The sequence below is a fragment of the Alteromonas gracilis genome (assembly GCF_043642145.1).
Classification (GTDB): domain Bacteria; phylum Pseudomonadota; class Gammaproteobacteria; order Enterobacterales; family Alteromonadaceae; genus Alteromonas; species Alteromonas gracilis_B.
Window position 1 is genome coordinate 18236 of record NZ_JBHZRZ010000003.1, and the last position, 14402, is coordinate 32637.

General features: G+C 44.2%; 10 protein-coding genes. 5 read left to right on the forward strand and 5 right to left on the reverse strand.

The window, feature by feature from the left end:
* Positions 1–317 precede the first annotated feature (317 nt).
* From ACHUFN_RS07050 to ACHUFN_RS07070, 5 genes are read left to right on the forward strand one after another with little or no spacing between them, the layout of a single operon-like run.
* On the forward strand, positions 318–890 hold the full coding sequence (locus tag ACHUFN_RS07050; protein ID WP_394221618.1) for a hypothetical protein: 573 nt from the start codon (positions 318–320) through the stop codon (positions 888–890).
* The gene (bcsA, locus tag ACHUFN_RS07055) at positions 868–3090 is read left to right on the forward strand and encodes a UDP-forming cellulose synthase catalytic subunit (RefSeq protein ID WP_394221619.1); all 2223 of its coding nucleotides are present in this window, start codon (positions 868–870) and stop codon (positions 3088–3090) included. Before ACHUFN_RS07050 ends, bcsA begins: the two co-directional genes overlap by 23 nt.
* A complete protein-coding gene (locus tag ACHUFN_RS07060; RefSeq protein ID WP_394221620.1) occupies positions 3087–5363 on the forward strand; it encodes a cellulose biosynthesis cyclic di-GMP-binding regulatory protein BcsB in 2277 nt (758 codons plus the stop codon). Before bcsA ends, ACHUFN_RS07060 begins: the two co-directional genes overlap by 4 nt.
* Entirely contained in the window at positions 5357–6457 is a 1101-nt protein-coding gene (locus ACHUFN_RS07065) for a glycosyl hydrolase family 8 (RefSeq protein ID WP_394221621.1), read from the forward strand. Before ACHUFN_RS07060 ends, ACHUFN_RS07065 begins: the two co-directional genes overlap by 7 nt.
* A complete protein-coding gene (locus tag ACHUFN_RS07070; protein WP_394221622.1) occupies positions 6454–8895 on the forward strand; it encodes a cellulose synthase subunit BcsC-related outer membrane protein in 2442 nt (813 codons plus the stop codon). The genes ACHUFN_RS07065 and ACHUFN_RS07070 overlap by 4 nt, the downstream gene beginning before the upstream one ends.
* Positions 8896–8912: 17 nt before the next feature.
* On the opposite strand, the gene ACHUFN_RS07075 is transcribed toward ACHUFN_RS07070, so the two are convergent.
* The 5 genes from ACHUFN_RS07075 to ACHUFN_RS07095 all read right to left on the reverse strand — a co-directional run bounded on the left by ACHUFN_RS07075 (position 8913) and on the right by ACHUFN_RS07095 (position 14297).
* The gene (locus ACHUFN_RS07075) at positions 8913–10325 is read right to left on the reverse strand and encodes a collagen-binding domain-containing protein (RefSeq protein ID WP_394221623.1); all 1413 of its coding nucleotides are present in this window, start codon (positions 10323–10325) and stop codon (positions 8913–8915) included.
* Positions 10326–10505: 180 nt separating this feature from the next.
* A complete protein-coding gene (locus ACHUFN_RS07080; RefSeq protein WP_394221625.1) occupies positions 10506–10916 on the reverse strand; it encodes an ExbD/TolR family protein in 411 nt (136 codons plus the stop codon).
* 142 nt (positions 10917–11058) lie between these two features.
* A complete protein-coding gene (locus ACHUFN_RS07085) occupies positions 11059–11847 on the reverse strand; it encodes a CLCA_X family protein (RefSeq protein ID WP_394221627.1) in 789 nt (262 codons plus the stop codon).
* Positions 11848–11877: 30 nt separating this feature from the next.
* Positions 11878–12414, reverse strand: a complete 537-nt coding sequence (gene fldB, locus ACHUFN_RS07090) for a flavodoxin FldB (protein WP_394221628.1) — start codon at positions 12412–12414, stop codon at positions 11878–11880.
* 17 nt (positions 12415–12431) lie between these two features.
* Complete coding sequence (locus tag ACHUFN_RS07095; protein WP_394221629.1) at positions 12432–14297, reverse strand: metallophosphoesterase family protein; 1866 nt, start codon at positions 14295–14297, stop codon at positions 12432–12434.
* Positions 14298–14402 lie beyond the last annotated feature (105 nt).

The following is a 14402-nucleotide window of genomic DNA, read 5'->3' on the forward strand; positions in this document are numbered from 1 at the left end:
ACCAAAATTTTTTACCTAAATAGGCGGCATACCTAAGCCTTACTCGCCTTATCAATTAGTCTAAATTGTACTGCTTTGCTTATAAAACTTGTCGATCCCTTTCTCTGAATTACTGTTCCTAAATACCTGAAAATAAACGCCTATATCCTCTATATCCCTTGTACTTTCTGGCTTAGACGAAAGTCCAATGAGCTAAAGTTCAATACCCACATACGTATCAAAGCGTATCATTATTAATCAGTAAGTATGGTTTCAGCAATTTTTCCTCTGGATGTACAGAAGTAAACTCATACGTAGTAATGAGGGGAGTGTGCGCAGTGAAATTAGTCGATAGCTCAAATCAATTTAACCATTCGTCAACGCTTGAAAGTTCGTTTCAAAGCGCCGTCAACGAAGATGCTGTGGTGAACGCATTAGGTCGCGCCAAACAGTTTCAAAACGCGAAGCAGGCGTCGAGCAAACCTCAACTTGTCGAAGAGCGAACGAGTTTAGAGACTGAACAACTGTGGAAGAAGCGCTTGTTCATGCTGATGGACGCTGAAAATAAACTTATGAAAGTTATACGTTTTCGTAAAATTACTGGTATATTTACGGTAGCAAGTATGGCTATGTTCTTATTTTCCCTGTACACGGCGCCCACGATGTCTCCAGTATTGTTTTACGGTTTAATTGTTGCGGCTGCTTTTGGAATTGCAACGTACCCGGCATGGTTTTTGGCATCGAATAGTAATAAAAAGCAGCGAGATGCCATATCTCGGATGTTCTATAAAAGTAACCACGAAATAGACATGTCGGACGGTAAAATTACGTTAATTAACAGGGCGAACTATGCATGTGTAACGCAAATGCACGTATTGGATCGCAAACTTGGATTATTCGCAAACCCGTAGACATTATACTTCACAGTTCATAATCGTTCTTTTAGTGGCATCCTTTATTCTAGGGGTGCTACTGTTAGCGCCCATGGATGCATTGGGCCAATTACTCTCGTCTATTGTTATTCTCATCGCAATCTCACTTTGCAGTAAAGAAGCGCGTCACGCGCAAAAATATCAGCACTTATTTCGAATTTTCGCACTGGTTTTAGCCATCGCGCTCAGCGTTAGATACCTGTTATGGCGGGGGATTTACACGCTTACCTATTCTGATTTGTTTTCGATGATTGCTGTTTGGCTGCTCTTCGCAGCTGAAATTTATGCGGGCATTACATCTATTTTCGGGGCCATTGTTAATGCCTTCCCGCTAAGTCGACCACTCCTTTCACTTGAAGGCATTGACCAAACTAGCTTACCAAGCGTTGATGTGATGATTCCTAGCTATAACGAAGACGAGGAAATATTAGAAGTCACTATTCGTGCGGCTAAAATGCTTGATTATCCAAAAGAAAAGCTCAGTATTCATTTGCTAGATGATGGTGGTACAGACCAAAAGATAAACGCAGCTGACCCTGTGGCAGCAGCTGTTGCTCTGAAGCGCCGAAAAGACCTGCAAGCCTTGTGTAAACGTTTGGATATTACCTATCACACAAGAGCTAAAAACGAATTTGCTAAAGCTGGTAATGTTAATAGCGCTATTCAAAATACATCAGCTGATCTCATTGTTATCTTAGATGCTGACCACGTGCCTACATCAGACTTCTTAGATAGAACCGTGCCTTGGATGCTTAAAAACGAGAAGGTTTTTCTTGTTCAAACGCCACATTTCATGGCAAACCCAGACCCTGTCGAGCGAAACTTTTTTTCCGCGTTTACTCGAATGCCCTCAGAAAACGATATGTTTTATGGAACCATTCAGAAAGGTCTAGATTATTGGGGCAGTTCTTTCTTTTGTGGCTCGGCAGCGCTTATGCGCAGAAAGCACTTAGATTTAGTGGGCGGAATTTCCGGTGATTCAATCACTGAAGACGCGGAAACTGCACTCGATCTTCATAAAATGGGTTATGAATCTGTATATGTAGACAGGCCCATGGTAAGTGGCCTCGCTCCTGAAACCTTCGATGCTTTCATCCAACAGCGAATGCGCTGGGCGCAGGGAATGACGCAAATTCTATTACTCAAAAAACCGTATAAAGCAGAAGGGTTGAAGTGGTATCAGCGAGTGGGCTACATGAGCTCAATCATGTTTTGGTTGTTTCCTTTTGCTCGTATTATTTTCTTGCTCATGCCGCTGGCCTATCTTGTATTTGGCCTTCAGGTTTATCACGCCTCAATACTCGAAATCTTTGCGTTTACCCTACCTCACGTTATCGCAACGTATATGGTTTCCACCATGTTGTTTGGTCGAACGCGATGGCCGCTAGTTTCCGAGCTATACGAAATATTACAGTGTGCGTTTACACTTAACGCATTAATTAAGGTTTTTCTTAAACCACGAGCTCCATCATTTGTGGTGACCCCAAAAGGTGAAAGCTTAGACAGAACCTTTGTGTCGCCGTTATCTAGCGTGTTTTATTGGCTAATATTAGTAATTACCTTTGCATTGGGAAGTGGGGTCTACAAATACGTAACCGAGCCACTGACCCGTGAACTTACCGTAGTGGTTATGTTGTGGAACGCATTTAATCTTGTATTACTTTTGTCGGTACTGAGTGTACTGTTAGAGCGCAAACAAGTTCGAAGCCAAGCACGTCTGCCTGCAAGCAATAGTGTTGTGATAAAGACCAATACCGATGAAGCATGGGTGGGTGACTTAGTTGATTTATCTTTAGGTGGTGCAAGGTTACGTTTAAAGGGGGAAGGGGCCTTAGTGCCAGACAACGCCACGTTTACATCGTGGAGCCATGCGCTCAGTAAAAACGTACATTTACCCATTCATGTTCTGCACTTCGACAGTCAATCGAAAATACTTAGGGTGCGCTTCATGCCTCAGTCGGAAGAGCAAGAGAATGAAGTTATCGCCTACTGCTTGGGTGATAGTTTGCGTTGGATATCGTTTCAAAGAAGAAGAACAAGGGCTATTTCCTACTGGTTTGGCGCTAAACACGTGCTAAAAATTGGATTAAAGCCTGTTTTATTGCATATGCTTGTATTAATAGGAAAATTCGCTGGTAAATTAGGTTCGCTAGTTAAGCCAGTAAAGGAAAATCAATGATAAAAAAATACCTTATTTTCATGTTGTTTTTGTGCGCGCCTTTTACCCTAGCGGCACAAACCGATACATACCGGCTGACCGACTTTTTTGGCGGGGAAGGTACCGTGCGCTTGCAAGGTAAATTCGCAACCATTGATATTCCAATTCCTCTTAGCTCTGTATCAAAGGTAGATAATGCCGTGCTAACACTAGAGGTAGTGAGTTCACAGGCACTGATTAAAAAGCGTTCGCAACTTTATGTCAGATTCAATAACGCGACGATAGGGCAAATTGCCTTTGATCCCGATAGACCCTCTCTGGTGTCTGAAATTACCATTCCCAACGCCTTGTGGCGAGCCGGTTTTAACTCTTTAACATTAGCTGTCAGTCAGTATTACGCTGAGCAATGTGTAAATGGGAATGCACCAGAACTTTGGAGTGAAATTAACGCCTATCGGTCTACGCTAAAAATTGGTACATCAATTAACGAAAAGCGCTTCACATTGGATGCGCTGAGTGGCTTCTTTAACCCAGGTATTGGTGGCCAGAGAAATGTTCAGCTTTACACTGCGCGAGAAGCTACTGCTCAAATCAAGCAACAAACATTGCCCATTGTTGCTCAATCTCTTGCTCTTAGAAATCAGTACCAACCGCTCATTATCGAACATGATACGTTTGATGATGGTTACGTTCTGCCTCAACTAGGGAAGTCGGAAGATAATTTCTGGAGCGAACAGAATATCGCTCGGTATGAGCGCTCATCGTGGTATTTAAGCGTAAAACAAAAGCAGCCTGTTCATGTCTTAGTTGGCACTGTGGAAGCATTGTCTCCTGTTTTATCTGATGAAGTAATTAACGACATCAACGGAGCGTTTTTAAAAGCGCAGCGAACGCCTGCTTTTGTAGAAGATGACAAGGTCATTGTGCCTGCCAGCTATCGCTTGATCGTAAGCGGTACAACTGAACAAGAAGTTTTTGAAGCTGCTAAAGCACTAGGCGTAATGGACGATGCAATAAACCCGATTTCGCAAGTTACCGTGCTGTCGCAGTCTGAAATGCAGGCTGACAAGCTTCAACGTCATCGCATTTTGAACCCAGATAATAAATATACATTCCAAGACTTTGGCGTATCTACTGCACAGCTCAGAAACGAAGGGGATTTCAACAAGCGCGTGTCTTTAAGGTTACCTGCTGACTTTTACGTGCCGGAAAATGCCAGTGTAAATTTACTGTTGGACTTCGGTTACGGCGCAGGATTTGGGCCTGGCTCGATAATGAACGTAAGTGTAAACGATGAATTAGTGCATGGATTGGCATTAACCAATACGAATGGACAGTCATTCAGAGACTATCAGCTTCGAATTCCCGCACGATATTTTAAAGGCGGTGTAAACAACTTAGATTTTGATGTGACCATGAGAGCGCCATTGGCTGGTGTGCCATGCGATGACGTGCCGGGTTCACATCTTGTGTTTCAGCTTGATGATTCTTCAGCAATTGAGTTGCCTAGTGCGGGCAATGTTGCCGTGCAGCCTAATCTAGCATTACTTTCTGAGACCGCGTACCCGTTTGCGCGTTTTAAGTCTGCACCTGAGGCTACAATTGCAATCCCTTCAGACGACTACCTTAATTCCGCACTAACACTGTCTGCGAAATTAGCGCAAGTAGCGCAAGTACCGTTGTTAAACGTGAAGATAGCAACGGGCGATAGCGTTGCAACAGAGGGGTCGATGATTGTACTTGGTACGCCAGAAACCTTGGCGCAACTAGAACAGTCTGAATTTAGTACGGCAATTGAAGCAACGAAACGCTGGTCATACCGACTTCAAAATAACCTATACAATCAGATAAGAAATTTAACGGATGACCAGTCTTTCAAGGAAATGCGCATTGATGGGCATACCGTGCAGGAAAGTGATCTAGGCGAACAAGCAGTGTTAACTGCGCACGCGCATCCTGTTTCATCGCAAACAGACACAATGTTCATCATAGCGGCGCAATCCGCAGAATTACTTCAATCTAGAGTCGAAGATCTTGTTAGCTTGTCTATGTGGGGGCAAATGGCCGGAGATTTCTTTGCATGGAAAGATCCACTGTCTCCATCGCTAGTGATGCAAGTAACCGATAAATATGAAATAGGTGAGGCGGATGACCGTTGGCTGCACTTAAGACTTTGGCTATCTAATAACCCTTGGTATTGGTTGATTGCCTTTGTCTTAGTTGTGTTTGTAGTGAGCTTACTTATTTATTTGTTGCTTAAGCGCAGAAATAAACAAGTTCAAGATTCATGGTAACGTTTCTCAAGGCGGTTAAATCAACACTATTGATAGGGCTAACCTTATTGTTGGTGTCTTGCTCGACAAAAGAAGACAGTGCGTTTCGAGCCCAATTCATCGCTTACAAGGCGTTGTTTATCGACGGCGGACGCGTTGTTGATACTGGAAATGACGACGTATCGCATAGTGAAGGGCAGGGCTACGGTATGTTGTTTGCTGTTGCCGCCGACGATCAAGCTACGTTCGATGCGTTGTGGCGTTGGACAAAACACACGTTAATGCGAGATGACGGGCTATTTAGCTGGCGTTATCGCCCCTGTGCTGATAACTCAGCGTCGTGTATCGACGACCCAAATAACGCTTCTGACGGCGAAATACTGATTGCTTGGGCATTGTTACGCGCAAGTAAAAAGTGGGGAGTAAGTGCCTATCAACAAGACGCAAGCGACATTGTGCGTGCCGTTGAGCAAAAGTTACTGGTAGAACACAATAATCATGTGCTGCTTCTGCCAGGGGAATACGGCTTTACCTCTGAACAAGAGGGTAAAGTGAGTATGCAACTTAACTTGTCTTACTGGGTTTTCCCAGCCATTACAGAGCTCTCTACAATATCGGCTTCGCCGCTGCGCTGGGCGAAGTTACATGAGACAGGCTTAACTTTGCTTTCAAACATGCAGTTTTCATCTTATCGTCTGCCTAGTGATTGGGTGCGCTTTAAGACAACAAAAATGCAAAGGAATGATAATCAAGCATTGGGTGAATTAACGCTGAATAATGTTTTATCACCAGAGTTTGGTTTTAATGCGATTCGTATTCCGCTGCAGCTTGCGTGGTCACAAAAGGCTCGTGAAGACAACGCGCTTACTGACAAATTACTTGCCCCTTTTTATGCGTGGTGGGCATTAACACCCACGCCCGCTACCGTAAATTTACAAACCGAGCAAACCGCCGAATACCCTATGACAAAAGGCATGCAATCGGTAGAGCTTGCGGTAAACAGTATTATGAAATCAAAGACACCGGTATGGCCTGAGATAAATCGAAATATGGATTATTACTCTGCAAGCTTAACGCTGCTTTCCATGCTAGCTGTGTCGGATAATGCCTCGTGAAAGACATGTTCAAACGCACTTTTTTATTTTTGGCCTTAGGCACGCTCACTACCTTGAGCTTTTCGAATTGTGCCATTGCGCAGACTAAAACCACTTACAAAGAAAAAGACTCAGGAATATTACCTGCTCAACAAGAGCAGCCTGATTTAACTGGGCTGTGGTACCACATTAACGAGCGGCAAGTAACGCAAGCTAATAATGAGTTTTCACGCTTAAAAGCGCGATACCCCGCGTGGCAAGTGCCAGAAGAAGTAGAAACCGAGCTAAACAGAATAAACGGGCGGTTGAAAGGTACTTTGAAGCCCGCAATTGCAACGTCATCGAAGAACAATAGATCACGACAAGAAGAGCGCGAAAGCCAACCAGCGCATTCCAGCGCAGATACAAAAGCGCATCCATTAGAACAATTTGCTCAGCTTACGCCCAAAATGCGCGCGAATGCGTCTAAGCGAAAAGTAGACATGCTGATAGCGCTTAGTAATCAACTACAGCGAACGGATTTTTATTTGCTTATGGGGTGGACTGCCCTCGACAAAGGCATGCTCGAGGCGGCGAAGCAGCAGTTCTCCCAGGCTTTAAAATCGGCTGTGTTTGATAAAGATAAGCAATCTGCACAGCAAGGCCTTAAAAGTATAACAGGCATAAAGTTGCAGCAGGCGCTCGCCTTGCGCGATACGACAATCCTAAACCAGTATCTTGATGCTGATAACAGCGGCTATGTTGAAGAGGTATTACAAGGTGCTGCATGGCAGCAATACGACTTAAAAGATTACAAATTTGCAGAGGCGCTTTTTCGCCTAGTAAATGATAATGAGGGCTTGTACTTGGCACTGAGTGCTCAGGGAAATGACGCAGCTAATAACAGTGCGTTTACTCTTGCTTGTCGTATCAATACTGAAGTATTTCTTAGGCGCTGCGCCGATACGTTAGCCAGCAGACAGGCTAAGTACTACGATTCAGGGCTCTACAAGCAAAGTATTGAGGCTGGTGAATCCTTAGCACGCTTGAGACCGTTAAGCCTTAATGAGCAAGCGCTTATTGGCTGGGCCGCGAAAGAAATTCAAGACACGATAACCGCTACCTCCGCATTTGAACAAGTACTATCTACATCGCCTGATGATACGGTTATTGCAAACGAATTAATGACGCTAAATCAAGATGACGAAACAACGTTAAACCGATTGGCGCTGAAGTTTCGCGCCGTTAGAGCGATGCTGAAAGCGCGTATTTCACGAAGTGCATGGCCAAGAAAGCAATTTTTATTGGCGTACAATAATGGAGATGAACGCGCCGTTACCGCGCAAACAAAAGACGGTATTAGTGCAGTGTATGGCATTAACACACGCAGCCGAAGTGGCGGGGAAGGGCTAGGCAATTTCGACGTTTTGTCTCAATACATTGGTATTGGCAGCGGTTATAAAAACTGGCTATGGCAAGTTTCCCTCGACTACAAACAGTTTTATAGCGGTAAGCCTAGAACCAACGACTGGTTTGGTGAGGATCAGTTAGTAGGTGCGTTTTCAGGTATTAGCGGATTCGAAGACAAAGGACTTCGCGGAGAAGTCTCTTATCAGGAACCAGATTTTAATTTCTATGCCAACATCGAATACGCCATGTTCAATCAACCAGTAAATGCAAAGGTTACTGGGCAAATATCAGCGTCAAAATTTATGTCTGATACAACCGTGGCGGCAACCTTATTTCGAAAAGCTAAAGACGACAGTCTATTAAGCCAAACCGGTACATTTAACGCGGATCACGCGCGACCTTGGGGTTACGTGATAGAAAATGGTGTGCGCGTGTTAATTGCTCATGGTTTAGCAGATAACTGGTCTGTTGCAGGAACCACGCAAATGAGTCGCTTAGAAGGCGAGCGGGTGACAGAAAATAGTGCTTTTTCACTACGTGGTGACCTAAGCTACGATATCGCGAACAACGTATCCACTCATTTAGACTACTGGCGCATAGGCCCATTTGTAAGCTATACCGGTTTCGACAAAAATTTAAGCGGTTTTACCTACGGAAATGGCGGATATTTTAGCCCTCGTCAATTTATCAGTGTGGGTGGCTATTCTGAGCTTTTAACTCTGGAGGCGCTCAACTGGCAAGTAAGGCTGCGAGGATCTCTCGCCCTTTCGCGCGTAAAACAGGATGACGATTTACGCTTTCCTATTGGGTTTGCTGGTGATATCGAAGACCTAAGCGAAACATTAGGAGAAAGTTCAGACACAGGGTTGAGCGGTAACATAATGGCGGAAGGTCAGTATCGCTTTAACCACAACTGGGTTGTGGCAGGATACATTGGCAAAGCGTTTGCTGTCGAGTATCAAGCATTCGAAGCGGGTATTCAGATTAGATGGAGAGAAGGACAAGGGCGCGGCGTGACAAGTGATGAATTGTTGCTGTCATCGCCACGCATCAGCGGCTTTGCTCTATAAAGCCGCTTTATTCGCTGTTAGCTAGACTTACTGCGTCTAGCTAACATTAAACATCCTGCACCAAACAAAATTGCAAGAGATGCGGGTTCACTCACGTCAATTGCACCGAATTGGTAATTATTTATTTGACCCGTTGGCGCATTGTAAGTTTCGCCCTTGTCGTTAACGAGTTCAACTAATGGCGTAACCAATCGATTGGCAATGACGTTTCCGTCGACATGACCATTGTAAAAGCTAAGCTCTGCGTATGGCGCAAGTACACTACCTTTTACGCCTACGCTATGCAGCGTAAGAAAGTCTGCATCAACAAAGTTGAACAAAATATTGTTCGTAAAGCGGCCGTCATGACGCCTATTAACGTTGTTATCGTTGTCTTTGTACTGGCCGTTTTCTCTAAAGTATTTATTTTCCTGCGTGAATGCAGTGTTAAAAAAGCCAGTGTTAAAGAGTTCTACTGATTCTCCGTAAACATTAATAATGTTGTAGCTGGTGGTAGAGAAGTCATAAACAATGCCTTTGTCGGCAGCACTAAACCAACCCGAATCAATGTTGTAGACGTTGATATCGTCAGAGCCAGAAAAGGTAATAGTATGCAATGTGGTGTCGTTAGGATCCGTGCAGGCCACAGCTTTATTCGGATCACTTGCGTCAGTACAAGATAATGTCGTTACGCCATTTGCCGCCATTGACGCGAACTCTTGAGATTGTGCAGTTACCTCAGTGGCAATTGCATCAAAGTCGATATTATCAACAACTGCTTTTTTTACACTACCTTGGTTGATGGCCGCTGATTTTGATCCGTTGATAGCACTATAGTTATTAGCGTCATTAAGCGTAACTGCGCCGTTAACTTCGCTGCTATCGAGCTCAACACCAGATTCAGCATAAACGTTACCATCTTCCACCTGAGAACCATATTCACCGGTGTTACTTACGCTGCTATAAACGCTGTTCGGTCCGCCGAGTTTTACGGTATTTGCGTGAATGTCACCAGAAATCACTTTCGAATTGCCAAGCTTAACGTCACCCTGTGATGAAATTCCGCCAGATTCGACAGTTGAATTGATAAGATTTACGGTTTGTTGCGCGTTTAAGGCTTTATCGAACGTAAGTTCAGAACCAAAAACCATGCCTGATACAGTTGTAGTGCCGCCGTGAACATCACCGCGATTGAAGTGTAAATTGCCGCCAACGGCAAGCGCAGATTCTGCCATGTTTGGAGGTAGCAGCAAACCGACATTGAAATCGGTGACTCGCATTTCTCCACCCACAGCCATTCTGCCTTCAACGTCTGACGATTGGCCAGTGTAGCTATCGAATATAAAGGCATTGTATTCAAAGGCTTCGCTTAATTCGATTTTTGCAGCAGACACGTAGGGTGCTGACATAACGGCTGCAAGAACAGCAGTGTAGAGTATTTTCTTTTTCATAATGGCTCCAGTGACATCCTAGTCTGGAACCGAGTTTCAACATGGATTTTCCAGACACACCGAATAGTATTATCTGAACAAAATTCATGCGATAGCACAATAGATACTTTGGTATAAGCTCTTATACGAAAAAAGCCACCCGAAGGTGGCTTTTGTTTAATTTTCGATTAACTAAGCGCGTTAGCTGCTCTTTTTAACCAACACAGATACTTTTTGAATACCTGCAATTTTAACTTGGTTCATTACTTCAACTACTGTTCCATGCTCACTGTCTTCGTGTGCTTGGATAGCAGCAGAGTCTGTGTTGTTGTTAGCAAGATACGTTTGCGTGTTTGCAACTACACGACGAATATCAACCTCGCGGCCACCCATCATAATTGTGCCGTTAGCATCAATACGGATAGAGAGCGCTTTTGAAGGCTGGTCGTTTTTCGCTTGATTATCTTCAGGACGGTTTACATCCAAACCTTTCTCTTTCACGAACGAGGTCGTTACGATGAAGAAAATCAACATGATGAACACGATGTCCAACATGGGGGTCATATCAATCTGAGCCTCGTCTTCAGCCGAGGTATGCTTCTTTCTTTTCATCTCGTCTTCTTTCTTCTGTTACGTTCGAGCGCTTTAGTATACTGCTTGTTACAAAAATATACAGGGTTTTGTACAAAAACAGTGGGCTCATTAACACTTGTTGTTGAAAAAATACTCAGTTTCACAGTAATAAAACAACAAACTAGGTTTGTTTGTGTGAAATAGCGACACCTAATTGGTAAAAATACAACATCAATGCCTGATTGAGTGATGTGCGCAAGTTACCATGAGGATAAATGCCAAGTCTAGCTTCCGTTGATTTTTTTGTACCCTGCACCAAAAACGCATTTTTGATCTCGTGATCTTGAATACAGGCCTCAAAGGCTCGGGCAGCCATCTCCTGAGGCATAGCATAATAATACATTTTTAATGCGCGATCAGCCTCTACGGATCGCACAAAGTACTCATTTGGTCTTTTTTGATCATTTAAAAACAATAGTGAGAAGCAATCGCTCAATTTTTGATTCAATGGGTGAGTGTTCATGGGCGCATTGTCGAGCCAAGCTTGTGTTGCGAAACTGCCTGAGGCTATGCCGTCGAACATGCGTGGTGCTATGTAATGGTCGAACGCGTGAAACCACTCGTGTGCTAGGGCACCAGCACCAGCGTTCTTCGCCAAAGCAAGCTGCCTTTTCGCACTGTTATAGTGAGCACTACTGTGTTTTTGGCCGCCGCTGCCAAAAGCAAGTGAAAGCGATCCGTTTAACGACAAGACTTGTTCATTAATATTGAGGATCGCAACTAGATCGTAAAGCGCGTCAAAAAAGAGGTTTGCCGCGATCTGTTGTTCTTCAGCTGTTACCCATCTGCCAACCGTAATCGTGGCGAAATTAAACAGTTTACGAATATCTTGAAACGAAACATCAGCGCCATCCCTATGGCTCGGGCCGTTTCTGTAAAACTGCTGATGAATTCGGCCTTTATTTTCCAACGCAAGCTTCCAATTTAAGCAAATTAAGCGCTAGGCCATCGAGACGAGCAATTGCTCACACCACGCCTCAATGCGTGCGTCTGTTTTGTCGTACTGATTCTCATCGTCAAGCGATAAACCTACGAATTGGCTTTTGTCCTCAGTTAGCGCTTTAGAGGCTGTGAACTCGTAACCTTCGTTTGGCCAGTAGCCCACAATTTTGCAACCTGACGGTTCAATGGCATCGTGCAGCATGCCAAGGGCGTCTTGGAACCACTCGCCATAACCTAATTGATCGCCAAGACCAAATAGCGCAATGGTTTTACCCGCCAAATCTAGGCCGTGAACGTCTTCCCAGTGAGATTCCCAATCTTCTTGAAGCTCACCAAAATCCCATGTAGAAATGCCAAAAATGATGATGTCGTACTCGGCGGTTCGCGTCAGGTTAACGTCTTTTATGTTGTGAAGATTAACGATCTCTTCGTCAAAAAGGCTATTGAGCTGCGCTTGAATTTTTTCAGCCGCCATTTCGGTATAGCAGGTTGTTGAGCCATAAAATAACCCGATTGACAGTGCGCTATCACTCATTCGATACCTCTTTTGAACTAATCATCTTTGGAAGCTGGGAATTCTACCTCTTTACCGTTGCTCAACAAAGCCTTGCACTGAACATCGGTGTTTTTCTGTGAAATTTTTAATACACCAATAGCGCAACCGTTGAATAATTCGCCATATCCCTCACTTGGCTCTCTTGCTTTCACCGACATATTTCTGCGTCTGGTGAAAAGGTTAAGAGGAGACTTTGAACGATACAGTACTCGGTTGAGCCTACCTAACCATTTTATCAAGCCATCGGGAAACGCGTTTTTAAGGCCACTACAGGTGAACTGTGTAATGTGCGGGCTGTTGCGTCTGAAACGAAGGCGCACGTCGTACACGAAAGAGTAGTGCACGTCGCCTGATAAAATAATGAAATCAGGGGGCGTTTTGTAGTGCCTAAAGATATTTAGAATTACGTTGGCGGTACCCTTGTGCGCCATCCAGTTTTCAGCATCAACAGTAAGGGCTTTGCCGAAAAACGTAAAAACTTTTTGAATAGCTTCAATTACTTTCACGCCATAGATAGGCGCGGCAGACACAACGATGACAGATTGTTTGCCAATGATAGAATGTTGAAAATCGCATAGCGCTTCCCAATCCATCAATCCTGAAGGCTTATTCATGCTCGATTCTGAGCGCCAGCGTTGTGTACGCGTGTCTAAAACCTCAATCGGCGGCGTAGTATCTAAGCGATAGTGCCACTCGTTAAAATCCAAAAGATCATCAATAAAATCATCGTGAGAAGTTAAACCATTCTCTCCCATCGACTCTTGCACTTTAATTATTAATGGAGCGACCTTCTTTGGCGCATTGCCCCAGCCTTGGCAAAGTAAGTAGCCAATAAGCGCATTGCCAACCATGCGCTTCGATAACGGGTTACCGTATACTTCTTGTTCCCAACCACGAGTTAAGTTCCAATCGTCGGTTACGTCGTGATCGTCAAAGATCATATAGGTTGGAATGTGAGCCAGCGCTCGGCGCACCTGTGGCAACTGTTTTACAAAGCCTGCAAGCGCGTCATTTTCTTTGTCAAAAATAGCGCTGTATTTTTCAGAGATCCCTTCTTTGTCTATGGCGACATCAGCCCATAGTGTGTCAGACCATACCAAAAGGTACATGGCGAAGATCTCAGCACTGCCAATTAAGTGGTTTTGCGCATTTACTGAAGTAAAAACAGGCTTTTTCTTTGCACCAAAAAATATGGAAGACAGTACGGTATTGGTTGCGATTTGCGGTAAAAGTTGTTCGCGCTCGTAAAATCCGTGCTTGTGCGTAGCAAGTTCTTTGGTGTTATTAACCACTGCACCGTCTAACGCTTCATGGTACAAGCCTAAGCGGTCAATAACGCTATGTATTGCCTTTAGTATGGGCCCTGCAACATCGTCAGCGTAAATTTGATCGCCGGACATTAATAGTAGATCGGGAAAGTTCGCTTGTTGTTTAAATGCATTTTTATGAAGAACATCAACCTGCGCAAGCGCATCCTCACCAGGAAAATGAGGTTTGCGGCAAGAACCGTGAAGTATGGTTTCTGGGGTTTCTGTGTAATGAAAACTCAAAGCCGTCTGCCCGTCATAAAGTAAGGCGGCTTGTTCTTTTTCCCATGAAGCCTGATTAGCCTTGTCGTCAAAAGACATTGAGTAATTTACTCGTACTCTATCGTTAAACGGCTGCGACGCTGAAAATGAAAGCAGGTGAATAAAAGCGCGCTCTCCAACGCGAACACTCTCGCACTGGCTGTCGCCAGAGATAGTCTCGTCGTTGCTTGATAAACGTAGCGTTGGTGTACCAACATTGCTGGTTACAACCCAAATATGACACTGCGTAGATGTCACCTTTCTAACTATTGGCCCTGCAATAACCTGGGGCAAGTGCTGCGTAGAAATGACGCTCTCCTTTACTTATCTTCAGCTTAAATACACATAAACGTAAACATTAGCGGCTATAAGGTTATTTACCGTCACCAAAACTGTTTA